Source organism: Novosphingobium oxfordense (assembly GCF_044029435.1).
Taxonomy (GTDB): domain Bacteria; phylum Pseudomonadota; class Alphaproteobacteria; order Sphingomonadales; family Sphingomonadaceae; genus Novosphingobium.
Genome location: NZ_CP147005.1, coordinates 173,418 through 189,910 on the forward strand (window position 1 = coordinate 173,418; position 16,493 = coordinate 189,910).

General features: G+C 65.1%; 10 protein-coding genes. 6 read left to right on the forward strand and 4 right to left on the reverse strand.

Going from position 1 to position 16,493, the window contains the following annotated elements:
• Window positions 1-38: 38 nt before the first annotated feature.
• The gene (locus WBP07_RS00830; protein ID WP_395393544.1) at window positions 39-485 is read right to left on the reverse strand and encodes a DUF2147 domain-containing protein; all 447 of its coding nucleotides are present in this window, start codon (window positions 483-485) and stop codon (window positions 39-41) included.
• Window positions 486-674: 189 nt separating this feature from the next.
• Between WBP07_RS00830 and WBP07_RS00835 the strand changes: the two genes are divergently transcribed.
• The 4 genes from WBP07_RS00835 (at window position 675) to WBP07_RS00850 (ending at window position 7,922) form a co-directional block, all read left to right on the forward strand.
• Window positions 675-1,811 (forward strand): thiolase family protein, encoded by a 1,137-nt coding sequence (locus WBP07_RS00835; protein WP_395393547.1) that lies wholly within the window; start codon window positions 675-677, stop codon window positions 1,809-1,811.
• Window positions 1,808-4,150, forward strand: a complete 2,343-nt coding sequence (locus WBP07_RS00840; RefSeq protein ID WP_395393548.1) for a 3-hydroxyacyl-CoA dehydrogenase/enoyl-CoA hydratase family protein — start codon at window positions 1,808-1,810, stop codon at window positions 4,148-4,150. Before WBP07_RS00835 ends, WBP07_RS00840 begins: the two co-directional genes overlap by 4 nt.
• 55 nt (window positions 4,151-4,205) lie before the next feature.
• Window positions 4,206-6,026, forward strand: coding sequence for an acyl-CoA dehydrogenase C-terminal domain-containing protein (locus WBP07_RS00845; protein WP_395393549.1), 1,821 nt, complete (start codon window positions 4,206-4,208; stop codon window positions 6,024-6,026).
• Window positions 6,027-6,164: 138 nt separating this feature from the next.
• Window positions 6,165-7,922, forward strand: coding sequence for a tannase/feruloyl esterase family alpha/beta hydrolase (locus WBP07_RS00850; RefSeq protein WP_395393550.1), 1,758 nt, complete (start codon window positions 6,165-6,167; stop codon window positions 7,920-7,922).
• A gap of 81 nt (window positions 7,923-8,003) precedes the next feature.
• Here the strand turns inward: WBP07_RS00850 and WBP07_RS00855 are convergent, their stop codons facing one another.
• On the reverse strand, window positions 8,004-10,295 hold the full coding sequence (locus tag WBP07_RS00855; protein ID WP_395393552.1) for a TonB-dependent receptor: 2,292 nt from the start codon (window positions 10,293-10,295) through the stop codon (window positions 8,004-8,006).
• A 318-nt stretch (window positions 10,296-10,613) separates the two neighbouring features.
• On the opposite strand from WBP07_RS00855, the gene WBP07_RS00860 reads away from it, so the two are divergent.
• On the forward strand, window positions 10,614-12,485 hold the full coding sequence (locus WBP07_RS00860; RefSeq protein WP_395393554.1) for a TolB family protein: 1,872 nt from the start codon (window positions 10,614-10,616) through the stop codon (window positions 12,483-12,485).
• Between the two features lie 77 nt (window positions 12,486-12,562).
• On the opposite strand, the gene WBP07_RS00865 is transcribed toward WBP07_RS00860, so the two are convergent.
• The gene (locus WBP07_RS00865) at window positions 12,563-13,312 is read right to left on the reverse strand and encodes a dienelactone hydrolase family protein (protein ID WP_395393556.1); all 750 of its coding nucleotides are present in this window, start codon (window positions 13,310-13,312) and stop codon (window positions 12,563-12,565) included.
• A gap of 433 nt (window positions 13,313-13,745) precedes the next feature.
• Window positions 13,746-15,002, reverse strand: coding sequence for a LysR family transcriptional regulator (locus WBP07_RS00870; protein ID WP_395393557.1), 1,257 nt, complete (start codon window positions 15,000-15,002; stop codon window positions 13,746-13,748).
• A gap of 452 nt (window positions 15,003-15,454) precedes the next feature.
• On the opposite strand from WBP07_RS00870, the gene WBP07_RS00875 reads away from it, so the two are divergent.
• A complete protein-coding gene (locus tag WBP07_RS00875; protein ID WP_395393558.1) occupies window positions 15,455-16,444 on the forward strand; it encodes an ABC transporter substrate-binding protein in 990 nt (329 codons plus the stop codon).
• The last annotated feature ends 49 nt before the right edge of the window (window positions 16,445-16,493 follow it).

Consider the following 16,493-nt stretch of genomic DNA (forward strand, 5'->3'; position numbering starts at 1 on the left):
GGGCACCGCAATTTCGGTTGCACCGGGCCTTGTCGATGTCAGGGAATGCGCTTCCAGGTCTGCGTCTTGCACAGCGGCCAGACGATGCAGCCCTTCAGCTTGAGCGTGTTGGCGTCCACCGGCGTGATCGTCGCCTTGTAGGTGCCGCCGTCTTCCGGATTGTAGATCTGGCCTTCGACCCACTCGTTGCCCTGGCGCTTGAAGCCGCCCACCATCTGCATGCCCTTGACCTTGCGGGTGCGCTGGCTGGCGTCCTTGTTGTTCACGTCGCGCAGGTCGGGATTGGCCTTGATGCCGTCCGAATCGACGACGTGTCCGCAGACCGATTCGCCGCAGCGGCTGAGTTCGATGACGCCGTGCTTGGAAGGCGTGAGCCACTTGCCGACGACCTGGTCGGCACTGGCGGCAAAGGCAGGATTCGCGCCCAGAAATACGGGCATGACAGCGGCAACCAGCGCCGTCCCCACGGGTTTCCAAAGTCTCATGTGCGACCTTTCCATCATCTCTCCAATCGGTACCTTCTGTACCCCGAGGGCTGGGCCCTTAGGGTGAGGTGTCCCGAAGTCGTAACCGAAAATTTGCTTGACGTATAGGGAAAGAATTGCACCCTTAGGGAAGAACGGTGACGCCCCCCGATGGGTGGTGGGGCGTGAGGCTCCGACGGAGAGAGTTGCATGAAAAGTGTCGTGATCGCGGGTTACGCCCGCTCGCCCTTCCATCTGGCGAACAAGGGCGCTCTTGCCCGTGTCCGTCCCGACGATCTTGCCGCGCAGGTGATTCGCGGGCTCATCACCAAGACCGGCGTCGAAGCCGCTGATATCGAAGACGTTGTCGTCGGCTGCGCGTTCCCGGAAGGCGAGCAGGGCTTCAACATCGCGCGTTTGGTGGCGCTGCTGGCGGACCTGCCGATCTCGGTCGGCGGCATGACCGTGAACCGTTTCTGCGGCTCCTCGATGAGCTCGATCCACTACGCCATGGGCCAGATCGCCATCGGCGCGGGCGAAGTCTTCGTCTGCGCGGGTGTCGAATCGATGAGCCGCGTGCCGATGATGGGCTTCAACCCGCTGCCCAATCCGGAGCTGGCGAAGAAGAGCGCCGCCTACATGTCGATGGGCGAAACCGCCGAAAACGTCGCCACCAAGTACCAGATTGCCCGCGCGGACCAGGAAGCGCTGGCCGTCTCCAGCCAGCACAAGGCCGCCGCCGCGCGTGACGCCGGCAAGCTGACCGACGAGATCGTGCCGATCCAGACCAAGGGCGGGATCGTCAGCGAAGACGGCACCATTCGCGGCGAAACCACCGCAGAAGGCCTTGCCGGCCTGAAGCCCGCGTTCGATGCGGCAGGGTCAGTGACTGCCGGCACCTCCTCGCCGCTGACCGACGGCGCCAGCGCCGTGCTCGTCACCACCGAGGAATATGCCCGCGCCCACGGTTTGCCGATCCTGGCCCGCATCAAGTCGGTCGCGGTATCGGGCTGCGCGCCGGAAACCATGGGCCTTGGCCCGATCCTCTCCAGCCAGAAGGCGCTTGAGCGTGCCGGTATCTCGGCCGGTGACCTCGACGTGGTCGAACTGAACGAAGCCTTCGCTTCGCAGGCGCTGGCCTGCATCAAGGACCTCGGCCTCGACATGGCGAAGGTGAACATCGACGGCGGCGCGATCGCCATTGGCCACCCGCTGGGCGCCACCGGCGCGCGCATCGTCGGCAAGGCGGCATCGCTGCTGAAGCGCGAAGGCGGCAAGTACGCGCTCGCCAGCCAGTGCATCGGCGGCGGTCAGGGCATCGCCACGATCCTGGAGTCGGTGGAATGAGCCCCCTTTCCAACGAAGGCGCTATCATCAAAAAGGTCTGCGTGATCGGCGCCGGCACCATGGGTGCCGGGATCGCCGCCCAGGTCGCCAATGCCGGCGTGCCGGTGCTGCTGCTCGACATCGTTCCCAAGGACGCCAGCAACCGTAACGTGGTTGCCGAAGGCGCCGTGGCGAAGATGCTCAAGACCGAGCCTGCGCCGTTCATGAGCAAGTCGGCCGCCAAGCTGGTCGAGACCGGCAATATCGAAGACCACCTCGACAAGGTTGCCGAATGCGACTGGGTGATCGAGGCGGTGATCGAGCGTCTGGACATCAAGCAGGGCCTCTACGCCAAGCTGGAAGCGGTGAAGCGCGACGGCACCGCCGTTTCGTCCAACACTTCGACGATCCCGCTCGCCAATCTGGTCGAAGGGCGTTCGGAGGCGTTCAAGCGCGACTTCCTGATCACCCACTTCTTCAACCCGCCGCGCTATATGCGTCTGCTGGAGATCGTCACGGGTCCGGCAACCGACGCTGGCGTTGCCGCGAAGGTAGAGCAGTTCGCCGACGTCTCGCTCGGCAAGACGGTGGTGAAGGCCAAGGACACCCCGGGCTTCATCGCCAACCGCATCGGCACCTACTGGATCCAGCTGGGCCTCAATGCCGCGTTCGACATGGGCATCACCATCGAACTGGCCGATGCCATTGCCGGCAAGCCGATGGGCGTGCCGAAGACCGGCATTTTCGGCCTTGTCGATCTGGTCGGCATCGACCTGATGCCGCACTTGCAGGCCAGCCTCACCTCGACGCTGCCCGCAGGGGACCTCTACCACGGCATCGCCCGCGACATTCCGCTGATCAACAAGATGATCGGCGAGGGCTATACCGGCCGCAAGGGCAAGGGCGGTTTCTACCGCATCAACAAGGAAGCAGGTCGCCGCAAGGAAACCATCGACCTGCAGAGCGGCGAATACCGTCCGAGCATCAAGGTGCCGGGTCCGCGTGGCGCTGCCGCCAAGGGCGATCTCAAGGCGCTGGTCGAAAGCAAGGGCGACATCGGCGCCTACGCCTGGGCCGTGCTGGGCGATACGCTGGCCTATGCCGCCAGCCTCGTGCCTGATGCCGCCTCGGACGTGGTTGCCGTCGATGACGCGATGAAGCTGGGCTACAACTGGAAGTCCGGCCCGTTCGAGATGATCGACAAGCTGGGCGCCAAGTACCTCGCCGAACGGCTTGCCGCCGAAGGCAAGGCCGTGCCCGCGATCCTGACCGTGGCGGGCGACCGCACGTTCTACCGGATCGAGAACGGCAAGCGCCAGTTCCTGGGCCTCGACGGCGAATACCGCGACATCGTCCGCCCCGAAGGCGTGATGCGCCTGGCTGACGTGAAGCTTTCGTCCAAGCCGATCATCCGCAATGCTTCTGCCGCGCTCTGGGACATTGGTGACGGCGTCGTCTGCCTGGAATTCACCGGCAAGATGAACGCGCTCGACGGCGAAGTCATGAAGCTGATCGGGCAGGCCATCCCGCTGGTGGCGGCGCAGTACAAGGCGCTGGTCGTCTACAACGATGCCGACACTTTCTCGGCAGGCGCCAACCTCGGCCTCGCGCTCTTCGCGGTGAACATCGCCGCCTGGGGTGAGATCGAGAAGCTCGTGGCGGGTGGACAGCTGGCCTACAAGGGCTTGAAGTACGCGCCGTTCCCGGTGGTCGGTGCTCCCGCCGGCCTCGCGCTCGGCGGCGGGTGCGAGATCCTGCTCCACTGCGACGCGATCCAGGCCCATGCCGAACTCTACTGCGGCCTTGTGGAATGCGGCGTCGGCCTCGTTCCCGGCTGGGGTGGCAATGGCGAGATGATCGACCGCTGGCGCAATGCCCCCGGCATGCCCAAGGGCCCGATGCCGGCGGTCGCCAAGGTGTTCGAGATGGTCTCGACCGCGCAAGTCTCCAAGTCTGCCCAGCAGGCGCGCGAGATGATGATCCTGCGCAAGGGCGACGGCATTTCGATGAACCGCGATCGCCTGCTGCATGACGCCAAGCAAAAGGCTCTGTCGCTGGTCGAGGGCTATACCCCGCCTGAGGCGCCCGAGTTCAAGCTGCCCGGCGCCGGTGGCCGAACCGCACTCGGCCTTGCGGTCGAAGGCTTCCACAAGCGCGGCATGGCGACCGACTACGACGTGGTCGTCTCGGGCATTCTGGCCGACGTGCTGACCGGCGGCGAGTTCGACCTCGTCGACACGGTGAGCGAGGGCGAACTGCTCAAGCTGGAGCGTGATGCCTTCATGGGCCGCCTGCGCGACGACCGCTCGGTCGCCCGCGTCGAGCATATGCTCGAAACCGGCAAGCCGCTGCGTAACTGATAAGGTATGAATGCGCGCCCGCCGGTGATCCGGCGGCGCGCGCGAGGAGAGTGACATGCAAGTCTACGAAGCGCCCCTGCGCGACATGAAGTTCGTGCTCCACGAACTCCACAGTGATGAAAAATATGGGGATGACGGTTTCGGCAATCTCGAAGCGCTGGCCGAATTCACCCCCGACCTTGTCGACGCGGTGCTGGAAGAAGCCGCGAAGGTGGCGCAGGAAGTCCTCCTGCCGCTGAACCGCAGCGGTGATATCGAGGGCTGCACGCTGGAAAACGGCGTGGTCCGCACCCCCAAGGGCTTCAAGGAAGCCTACGACATGTTCCGCGAAGGCGGCTGGTGTGCGCTGGCATCCGATCCCGAATGGGGCGGGCAGGGCCTTCCCGAGGCGCTGAACAAGCTGACAGAGGAGATGATCTGCTCCTCCAACCTGTCGTTCAGCCTCTATCCCGGCCTCACCCACGGCGCGACCACCGCGATCGAGGGCTATGCCAGTGATGCGCTGAAGCAGGCCTACCTGCCCAAGATGGTCGAAGGCACCTGGTCGGGCACGATGTGCCTTACCGAACCGCACTGCGGCACCGACCTTGGCATGCTGCGCACCAAGGCCGTTCCCTCCCAAGATGCAAATGGGGGTGACGACAGCTACAAGATCTCCGGCGCGAAGATCTTCATTTCGGCGGGCGAGCACGACCTGACCGAGAACATCATCCACCTCGTCCTCGCCCGGCTTCCCGATGCGCCGGAAGGCGTGAAGGGTATCAGCCTGTTCCTGGTGCCGAAGTACCTGCCCAAGGAAGACGGCACGCCGGGCCAGTCCAACGGCGTTTCGGTGGCGGCGATCGAGCACAAGATGGGCCTCAAGGCCTCGGCCACGTGCCAGCTCAACTTCGACGATTCGATCGGCTGGCTGGTCGGCACCGCGAACAAGGGCATGGAAGCCATGTTCAAGATGATGAACACCGAGCGCGTTTCGGTGGGCATCCAGGGCCTTGGCGTGGGTGAAGCGGCCTATCAGTCGGCCGTTTGGTACGCCAAGGAGCGCGTGCAGGGCCGCTCGCTGTCGGGCGTGAAGAACCCCAAGGGTCCGGCCGATCCGATCATCGTCCACCCCGACGTGCGCCGCATGCTGATGACCGCGCGCGCCTACAACGAAGGCAGCCGCGCTGTCGGCGCCTGGGTCAGCCGCGCGCTCGATGCCGAAAAGCACGCGACCGATCCGGCCGTGAAGGCCCGCGCGGAAGACTTCATCGCGCTGATGACCCCGGTGGTGAAGGCGCTCTTCACCGACTGCGGCTATGAAAGCGCGAACCTGGCCGTGCAGGTCTACGGCGGTCACGGCTACATTGCCGAAAGCGGCGTGGAGCAGTTCGTGCGCGATGCCCGCATCGCCATGATCTACGAAGGCACCAACGGCATCCAGGCGCTCGACCTTGTCGGCCGCAAGATGCCCGCGCATGCCGGCCGCTATCTGCGCTCGTTCTTCCACCCCGTCTCTGACTTCATCGAGGCGAACAAGGCGGACGAGACCTTCGGCAAGATGATCGAGGGGCTGGAAAAGGCCTTCGGCGCGCTGCAGCTCTCCACCGGAACGATCGCCCAGAAGGGCATGAAGGACCCTGAGGAAGCCGGCGCCGCCGCGACCGACTATCTGCGCCTGATCGGCCTTGTCGCCATGGGCTACACCTTCGCCAAGGCGGCGCTGATCGCCAAGGCCAAGCTGGACCAGGGCACCGAGGACGCGGCGTTCTACACCGCCAAGATCGGCACCGCGCGGTTCTTCTTCGACCGTCTGCTGCCGCAGGCGACTGCCGCGTTCCTGGCGATCAAGTCGGGCAAGGCATCGATGATGGCGCTGGACGTGGACATGTTCTGATTCAGGTCAGTCCGGCCGCGGCGCGAATTTCGCTGAATTTTCGGTTGCTGTCGGCCGGTTAATTTCATTTAAGTCTCCCAACGGGGGGGACGGGATGCCCAGGCGTCCCGTCCCCTTCGTCGTTGTGTGGGAGACACCATGGCGCGCGTGTGGGATCGGATGGTTGGCCCTGTGGCAGGTCTTGTGGCCGGCCTGTTTGCCGTTTTGGCGCTGGCAAGCTGCTCGGGCATGGGCGATGCGCCCGCTGCGACGACTCGCAATCGCGGGCCTGCGGACCTTGCCGCAATCGCCCCGGTGGTCACTTGCGGATCGCTGACCGGCACGGACATGACTGCTATCGGCGGCGCCGGCAGCCGGATCGCCTCCGCCACGGAGACCACCAGCGACGGGATCGCCGTCTGCTCGGTAAAGGGCACTTTGGCCCCGGCGGTCAATTTCCAGGTACTGCTGCCGCTGAAGACATGGACCCAGCGCTACCTGCAAGTGGGCTGTGGGGGCCTGTGCGGTGCGATCACGCTGCGCTCCGGCGCGTCGGACGGGTGCAAGGTGCTGAACGACGGCGGCTTCGTCATGGCCGCCACCGACATGGGCCATACCATGGCGGAGAGCGACGGGGCCTGGGGTCTGGACCCGCAACGCCGGGCGGACTTCGCCTGGCGCGCGCAGCACATCACCTCGCAAGCGGCGAAGGCGCTGATCCGGGCGTTCTATGGGCAGGACGTGCGCTATTCCTACTTCAACGGCTGTTCGGACGGTGGGCGAGAGGCGCTGATGGAAGCGCAACGCTTCCCGGACGATTTCGACGGCGTGATCGCCGGCGCGCCGGCCATGCTCTTCACCGTGCAGAACACGCTCTACCACGGCTGGATGGCGCGTTCGAACATGGATGCGGCGGGCAAGCCGATCCTGCTCGCCAATCGCCTGCCGATCCTGCACAAGGCGGTGATCGCCGCCTGCGACCGGAACGACGGTGTGGTCGACGGGCTGATCTCGCTGCCCGCCGCCTGCCGCTTCGATCTGGACAGCATCACTTGCGAACTGGGGGCGACCGATACATCCAACTGCCTGACCCAGGCGGAGGCCGATGTTGCGCGCAAGTTCTACGAAGGGCCGCGCGACCCGCAGACGCGGGCGTTCCTGACGGCGGGACAGCCGCTTTACGGTTCCGAACTGGAATGGCCCGGCGTCTTCGTGCCCAGCGGGCCGGAAGGCCGGATGATGAGCCAGATGGTGGTGCCGCCGGTCATGCGCTACCTCGCCTTTGCCGAGCCGCGTCCCGATACGACGCTGGCGGACCTTCAGTTCACGCGCGAGACGCTGGATGCGCTGCGGCCGCGCCACCACTTGTTCGATGCCACCAATCCGGATCTGAGCGCCTTTGCCGCCAAGGGGCACAAGCTGATCCTCTGGCACGGGCTGGCTGACCAGCATATCGCGCCGGCCAATACGGTTTCGTACCAGAAGGCCATGATCTCGACGATGGGCGGGCGCACGGTGGGCGGTTTCGAACGGCTCTACATGCTGCCCGGCGTCGGCCACTGCGGCGGCGGGGAAGGGCTGGCGAGCATAGACCTGCTGACCGCGATGATGGTCTGGGTGGAAAGCGGCCATGCGCCCGAGGCGCTGATGACCGGCTCCACCCGCCACCGCAGCACGTTCGGCCAGCCGCAGGGCATCGCCGGGCAAAGTGCTGCGGCCGCATCGCCGCAGGCGGCGTCGGACGGGCAGGAAATGACGCGGCCGGTCTATCCCTGGCCGGCGGTGGCCAGCCACACCGGATCAGGCAGCTATACCGACGCGGCCAGCTGGACGCGCAGCGCTTCCACCCATGTGGTGGCCGCGCGCGACTGGCAGGGCACGGACCTGTTCGCGCCCTACGTCTTCGTCGATCAGTAAGGACCCCGCCCGGACGCAAGAATGGCCGGAGTCCGTAGGGACTCCGGCCATGAGGGTGGATCGTATTGGGCAGGTTCGTGCTTAGAAGTCGAACCCTGCGGTGACGCCATAAGTGCGCGGCGCGGCGTAAGTGCCGTTGTCGCCGCTGTTGGTGGCGCCGATCTGGCCCCAGTAGAAGGCGTTGGTCAGGTTCTTGCCCCAGAGGCGCACGAACAGGTTGTCGTTCGTGGAATGCCAGGTGAGCGAGGCGTCGGCGGTGTTGTACGCCTTCTGCTTCACGCGCTCGTCCGGCGAACCGACATAGCCCGAGTTGTAGTAGTAGTTGCCCGCCAGCGTGAAGCGGCCGATCCCGGTTTCCAGATCGTAGGAACCGCCCAGGCTGGCCGTGAAGGTCGGCGTGTTCTGCAGCTTGTTGCCGGTGGCATCGCCGATCAGCAGGCAGTTGCCGCCCAGCTGGGTGTAGGGATTGCCCAGCGTGCCAAGACAGGTTTGCCCGGTGGGGATCACGAAGCCGGCCGGCAGCGGGAACGGCGTGGTGATCACCGCCGTATCGAAGTCGGTATAGCGGGCGTGGGTCCAGTTCAGGCCGCCGAACAGGCGGAAGGCATGAGTCACGCGCCAGGTCACATCGGCGTCCAGACCGTAGATCTCCGCCGCATTGGCGTTGTAGACGGTCTGCGCGCCGGAGATGACCTGCATCACCTGGATGTTCTTCTCGTCATAGTAATAGCCAGCGACGTTCAGGCGCACCTTGCGGTCGAACAGGTCGGACTTGATGCCCACTTCGAAGGCATCGACCTGCTCCGGCTTCAGCAGCACGATCGGCGTCGACTGCGTGATGTAGGTGCCGCCGCGGAAGCCGCGGTTGTAGCTGGCATAGGCCAGCAGCTCGGGCGAGAAGCGATGATCGAGCGACAGGCGCCAGGTCAGCTTGTTGAAGGTGTGGCTTTCCGACGGGATCGTCGTCACCGTGGTCAGGCCGGCGGGCGGCACGTTGCCGTTGAACTGGGTGACGGTGGCATCCAGCGAGCGATGGTCGCTGGTGAAGCGCAGGCCGGCAGTCAGGTTCGTGGATTCGCCGAAGGTATAGGTGCCTTCCGCAAAGCCCGCGTAGGAGTCCAGCTTGACCGAGTTGTCGTCCTGCGAATAGCCGTTGTTGCCGAAGGTGAAGATGCCCGTCGTGCGCGAACCGTCGTTGCCGGCGTTATCGTGCATGTAGAAGCCGCCCAGCACCCACTTGAACGGGCCGCCATCCTTCGAGATCAGGTTCACTTCCTGGGTGAACTGCTTGTCGAACTGGTGGTTGTCCACGATGATGCGCGGCATCGTCGTGCCGTCCGGATCGAAGTTGTAGCTGAACGTCGAATGGCGATAGGCGGTGATGCTCTTCAACGTGGCAAAGCCGACGTCCTGCTCCACCGTCAGGCTGGTACCCCAGGCGCGGGTGGACATCTTGGGATCGATGTCTGCCAGGATGTCGCGGTGCGGATCGCCGCCCAGCGCGGTGATCGCGGCGGGCACGTTTACGCCAAGGGCATTCAGCGTGAAGTTGCGGAATGCCGGCGCAACGGCGTCACGGCCGTTGAAATCGCCCGACAGCAGCACCTTGGTGGCGTCGCTCGGCTGCCACAGCAGCTTGCCACGACCGCCCCATGAGCGTGAGGTCTGGATATCGTTGCCGGTATAGAGGTTCTTGCCGAACCCGTCCTGCTGGTTGTCGTACTGGCCGGACAGGCTGATCGCCACGGTCTTGGTAAGGCCGCCCGAAACGTAACCGGCGGCGTGGATCGTATCGTAGTTGCCGTAGCCGATTTCCGCCTTGCCCTTCCAGTCGAAGCTGGGGCCAAGCGTGGTGGTCTGGATCAGGCCGCCGGTGGCGTTGCGGCCGAACAGCGTGCCTTGCGGGCCCTTCAGCACGGCCACCTGATCGGTGTCGTACATCGACTGGAGAATGCCGAACGAAGCGCCGTAGTAGACCCCGTCGACATAGACGGCGACCGGGTTTTCGATGCTGGGGCCCTGGCCCGTCGCCCCGATGCCGCGAATGCGGGGCAGGCCGATGCCGCCGGTGCCGGTGGTGATGTTCAGGGCGGGCACGGTGGCCTTCAGGTCCAGCGTGCTCTGCACGCCCGCGCTTTGCAGCTGTTCGTTGTTCAGCGCGGTGATCGCGATCGGCACGTCCTGTGCGGACTGGTCGCGCTTCTGCGCGGTGACGATGATCTCCTCCACGCCGCCGTTGTTCTGGGCCCCGTTGTTCTGATCGCCTGCCTGGGCGGTGGCCTGCGCGAAAGCCAGCTGTGGCAGCAGGGCCATGGCCGCGGCGCCGCCCAGCAGCACGTGACGCAGGTTTACGGATGTGGTGTCGTGTCTCATCGCTTCCTCCCAGTTCCCGGCCTCATCCGTGCCGGTGCGATTCTGTCCCCCTCCGCTGTTGCCGGGCCGTCGTTTTATCTCGGCGCGTGCAGGACTTGCCTGCGCGGCAGCAGCGGTGTGGGGCCGATGTAATCCGGGAAGAACGGCGCGCGGCTATAGGCACTCGCGCCGCGCCGATAACTTCAACGACAGCCATGATGCAAAGCCCCGGACGCTGCCCTAATGAGAATGCCTGCACAGGAAGCGGGCCGTTCAGCCCGCGCCAGGAATTGCGAAGCCCCCAAACGGCAACCTGGGATTTGCAGGGAGAGTTCGAAAGTGAAACGTAGAGATTTCCTGGCCGTGGTTCCGGCCTCTGTGCTGCTCAGCCAGGTCGGCATCGCCAAGCCGGTGCCCACCAGGAAGGGCGTGATGATGATGAACCGCATCGCCCCTTCGGTGTCCGAACTGTACGTGGCCGGCCTGGACGGCACGGGCGAGCGCAAGGTGCTGGCCGAAAGCGCCTATGACTACAACGTGCGCCTTTCGCGCGATGGCGCGCGCATGGTGTTCACTTCCGAACGGTTGGGCGACGGCAATTCCAGCCTCTTCGTCGCGAAGGGCGATGGCACCGGGATCAAGACGGTGGCCGGCGGCTCCTGTGTGGACGATGCCGCCGCGATCTCGCCCGACGGCAAGACCTTGGCCTTCGTATCCACTCGCAATGGCTACAAGGCCAATGTCTGGGTGATGGACATCGCCAGCGGCAAGGTCAGGCAGCTGACCGGCATTGGCCAGGTGAAGGGCGATCCGGACAGCCCGGACTGCTATTTCCGCCCCGCCTGGTCGCCCGACGGCAAGTGGATCGCGTTCTCCAGCGACACCAACACCAGCTGGCGCGGCCATGACGAGAACCGGGGCTGGGAACACACCCAGGAACTGTCGATCTACAAGATCCGTCCTGACGGCACGGGTTTTGCCAAAGTCTCCTCGCGCAAGAACTGGTGCCAGGGCTCGCCTTCATGGTCGCCCGACGGCAAGCGCATCGTGTTCTACGAACTGACCACCGAGGCCACCTGGGGCGCCCGCCGTCCCGAATGGATCGGCCGCGTGGATTCGCAGATCGTCTCGGTCGATGCGGAGACCGGCGCCCGCATCGAACATACGCGCGGCGGCAACCTGAAAGTCTCGCCCCAGTACGTGACGCAGGACGAGATCGGCTACGTCATCAAGGGCGGCCCGGATGAGGGGATCGCCTATACGTCCGGCCGCCCCGGCTTCAAGCGCAAGGGCCTGCGTTCGCCGCAGTGGACCGCCGATGGCAAGTCGGTGATCTTCGAAGTGCAGGAATTCCGCCCGGTCCGCCCGCTGGACAAGCCGCTCTACAGCTGGGACGCGGACTACGACTATCGCTTCATGGACGTGTTCCCGATCCTATCCAACCAGGGGATGCTGGCCTTTACCGAGAAGCAGACCGGCACTTCCTCCATCGTCACCTGCAAGCCCGACGGGTCGCAACGTCGCGTGGTGTTCGACAATACCAAGTCCGGCCTCAATCCCCAGATGGTCCAGAAGGGGCTGGCTGGCGCGTTTCAACCCTGCTGGTCGCCCGATGGCGAGTGGCTGGCCTTCGGCGTCGGCACCTGGTTCGCCGAACGCAGCTATGCCAAGGCGGTGGTCGTGCGCGTGCGCAAGGACGGCAGCGACCTTGAGGTGCTGACCGACGGCACCGTGCATTCGGGCTTCCCCAGCTTCTCGCACGACGGCAAGGAACTGGTGTTCCGCGTCTGGGGCCAGAGCGAGGAACGCGGCCTGCGCGTGATGAACCTGGAAACCAAGCAGGTGCGCGTGCTGACGGACAAGCTGGACAACCTGCCGGGTTGGTCGCCCGACGGCGAGCGCATCGTCTTCACCCGCAAGGTGGACGACAAGGACTATCAGGTCTGCACCATCAAGCCGGACGGTTCGGACTACCGGGAACTCACCACCAGCAAGGCCAGTGACGGCCATGCCGTATGGTCGCCGGACGGGCGCATCATGTGGTCCGGATCCGAACACGGCTTCCGGGACGAGGCGGCGCTCTACGACAATACGTTCCAGCAATATGGCCAGATCTACATCATGGACGCCGATGGCGCGAACAAGCGCCTGCTGACCGACAGCAAGTGGGAGGACTCAATGCCTCTTTACATCGACAAGTCTTTGATCTGAAAAAGCTCTCTCCCCTGACGGGGTAAACCTTGAGGGAGGACGGCCGATGGCCGTCCTCCCTTTTTTCGTGGGGCGTCTCAGCCCCGCTTCAGCACGCTGTCGAGGAATGGCACCAGCGTTTGCCAGTGATGCTCGGCCTCGGCGGGATCGTGGACGGCGGTGTCGCGCGGCACCCAGCCGTGTTTGGCGGGATAGGTCTCGACCACGTGATCGACGCCGGCCTCGCTGAGTGCGGCGATAAGGGATGCCTTCTGCCCGTCGGTGAAATTGGCGTCCTCGATGGCGCCGCCGACATAGACTTTCGCCTTGATCTGCGGGGCGAGGAGGTGCGGGCTGCCCGGCTTGTCATTGGCAAGCCCGCCGCCGTGGTAGCTGGCGGCAGCGGCGATCCGCTCGGGAAAAGTGGCCGCCGCGATCAGCGCGAGGCGGCCGCCCATGCAGTATCCGACCACGCCGATCGGACCTTCCGTCGCTTCGGGCGCGGCGTCGATCATGGCGATCAGGGCGGCCGTGTCGGCCATGACGTTCTTTGGGGTTGCCGTGGCCATGTATGTCTCGCGATGGACTTCGCGCAGCGCGGAATTGGTGAACACGACTTTGGGATCGACCGGCGCGTAAGGCCCGGCGCGGTAGAACAGGTCCGGCAGGAACACCGCATAGCCCGATGCCGCAAGGCGGGCGGCGATCTCATGCACGGCGGGGCGAATGCCGGGGCCATCCATATAGAGGATCACCGGCGGGAAGGGGCCGTTGGCATCGGGATAGTGCAGGGTCACCGGGCAGGTGCCGTCGGGCGTGGTCACGGTCAGTTCGCGGGTCAGGGGCATCGCTTGTCTCCTTTGGAGCGGGCGAGCGATTTGACCATGCGCTGGCGGAGCGGGTGATAGGACTTCAGTCCCCATCTATCGAAAGTCCTCCCCGGCACGGGGAGGGGGACCGCCCGAAGGGTGGTGGAGGGGACTCTCGGTTTAAGCGGACGCTGCGCGAGGCCGCGATTCCCCTCCGTCAGCGCCCAAAACGACAATGGGTCGCTGCCACCTCCCCGTGCCGGGAAGGATTAGGAATCCGCAAATCTTCTTCAGGAGTGGGCCTGTCCCAAACCACCCCGTCGCCCCCGCGAAGGCGGGGACCCCGCTGCCTTCTCGCCACGCCTGCCAAGAAAAGCGGGGTCCCCGCCTTCGCGGGGACGACGAGGTTTAAGGTTGGAGCGTCAGGACAGATCGAATGTGAGCCGTTCCCGGTGGCGACCCGAAGGAACTCTCACCCCACCTGCCGCAGCGGCGTCGGCGGGGCGCAGACATGGGCGCGGATCACGTCGATGAAGGCCGATTGCACCGGGGTAGGCATCCAGTCCTCGCGCGTGGTGATGCCGATCGCCGGCACCGCCTCGATCTGCGCGCAGTGCAGGGTGCGCAGGCCTTCCTCGTGCGTGAGTTCATAGGTGGTCATCAGCGTCAGTCGGTCCGAACGCTTGAGCAGGTGGCGGATGATCGGCAGCGCGCAGGTGGCGACATGGGTCTGCGGGCCCGAAGTGCCCTCGAAAATCCGGTCGAAGCAGGCGCGGCGGCTGGAGCCGGGAGTGCCGGTGATCCAGTCGTAGGCCTTGAGTTCCTCCACCGTGACCTTGCCGGCGCGGGCGAGGGGGTGGCCGGCGCGCGCCACCACGGCATAGGGCGTTTCGATCAGGGGTTCGCAGACCAGGCCCGGCGCCACTTCCTCGGGCAGCAGGCCGACCACGAAGTCCACTTCGCCCGCGCGCAGGCACTTGGTCATTTCGACCGCGCTTTCGTTCATGATCCGGATGTCGGCGCTGGGGTACTTCTCCAGGAACTGGTCGAGCACGGAGGCGAGCAGGACGCTGCCGCCGAAGGGCATGGCGCCGATCACGATGGGGGTGCTGGTGCCGTCCAGCGCGGCGTCGATTTCCGCCACGCCCCATTCGATTTCCTGCAGCGCCAGCTTGATCATCTGGCCCAGCTTGATCCCTTGCGGGCTGACCAGCATGCCGGCGGCGGTGCGGTAGAACAGCGAGACGCGCAAGTTGCCCTGCAAATCGCGCGCGGCACGCTGGAGCGAGGCGGCGGAAATGTCGAAGCATTCGCTCGCCTGTTCGAAAGAGCCGTGCTCCATCACGCCGACCAGAGTGCGCAGTTGCGAGCGGGTGAGGCGGTTGACGATGGCGCGGGCGCCGTCGGCATTCACGGCGGCGCCGATCTCGATCACGGCGCGCTCGGTCTGTTCGAAGAAGCGCTTCACGCGGGCATGGAACACCATGCCGAATTCGTTGAGGTAGCTGCCGCTGGCGCGCCGGTCGACCAGCGTGGCGCCAAGCTGCGCTTCCATCTTGGCAAGGGCCTGGGTGACGGCGGGCTGCGACAGGCTGCATGCTTCCGATGCGCGGCGCACGGACTTGAGATCGCCGATCGCCTCGAACAGGCGAAGCTGGCGGAAGCTCAGGCTCTGGGCGCGTTCGTGGCCCGAGGTCTTCTGACTCGTCTGCTGACTCGTTTGCGTCATGTTCTGATCCTCTCTCCACTATGGACCTAGCGCGAAATTTATCGGGGCTGCAACGGGTGCAGCTATCACCCCGGCCTTCGCGGTTGCGACAGAAGGGGAAGGGTGGCTCACGCCCGAACGCCGAACATTCTGACGAGAAACCACGAAAATCAGCCGCTTGCGCCGCGAATCGTTCGGGCGATGGCGGAGTCCGCATCGCATCATCCTGCGACAGTCCTGTCAGTGAACCTATTGCGCGCGGCGCTGGATTTATATGCCGGGCGGCGCGAATTCTATCACATGGCCCCGATGCCGAGAGGCCAACCTCTATAAATTGTGCGCTCGCGCCGACCGGTTCGGGATGGGGCCGCGTTGACTTGGAACCGGGCTGGGCGCTTTTCGCGGGTCAACCGGCATCGGACGTTGCAGCAAACGCCGATAGCCGTCTTTACTCATCCCCGAGGAGAGCGACCTTGAGCCAGAAAGTCCGCCTGAAGTTGGCGATTGCCGACCATCCGCACACTGCCGCGATCCGCGACGGCAGCATCGAGATCGAGGGCGTGGACGCCGAATTCGTGACGGTGAAGCCGCAGATCGGCGCCTTCCGCCGCATGGTCCGCGATGTCGAGTTCGACGTCTGCGAACTGGCGCCCACCACCTACATCATCGCCCGTGCCTATGGCGCGCCCTTCGTCGGCCTGCCGATCTTCGTGGTGCGCCGTTTCCACCACGGCGGCATGCTGGTGAAGCCGGATTCGGGCATCCGCCACCCGAAGGATCTGGAAGGCAAGAAAGTCGGCGTGCGCGCCTATTCGGTGACCACCGGCGTGTGGATCCGCCAGGTCTTCATCGACGAATACGGCATGGACAACGACAAGGTCACCTGGATCGTCGATGACGAGGAACACGTGACCCAGCTCCAGCTGCCCGCCAACGTGCAGCACACCCCCGAAGGCGTGTCGCTGGCGGACATGATGGCCAGCGACCAGATCCAGGCCGGCGTCGAAGCCGCGGCCGGCATCGGCCGCACCGGTGCGCCGACCGGCGGCTGGCAGGAAGTCGACACCAGCATGTATGTCGATCTGATCCCGAATGCGGCCGAGGCCGAGGCGGAATACTATGCCCGCACCGGCGTCTATCCGATGCACGGCACCATCGTCGTCAAGGACGAGATCCTTGCGGAGCACCCGTGGATCGCGCGTTCGCTGAACGACGCCTTCACCCGCGCCAAGGACGAATGGCTGGCCAAGCTCAATTCGGGCGAGGCGACCGGCAAGGGGGCGGACAAGTACCGCGCGCTTCAGGAGATCGTCGGCGCCGATCCGCTGCCTTACGGCATCGAGGAAAACCGCGCGACGATCGAGGCACTGGAGCAGACTGCCTTCAAGCAGGGCCTGACGCCGCGCCGCATGACGATGGAAGAACTGTTCGTCGATCCCACCAAGGCGCCGGTGCGCGTTTGATAGCTTAGCGTTGCAACCATAACCCTCGTCGTCCCTGCCCTTCGGCTGG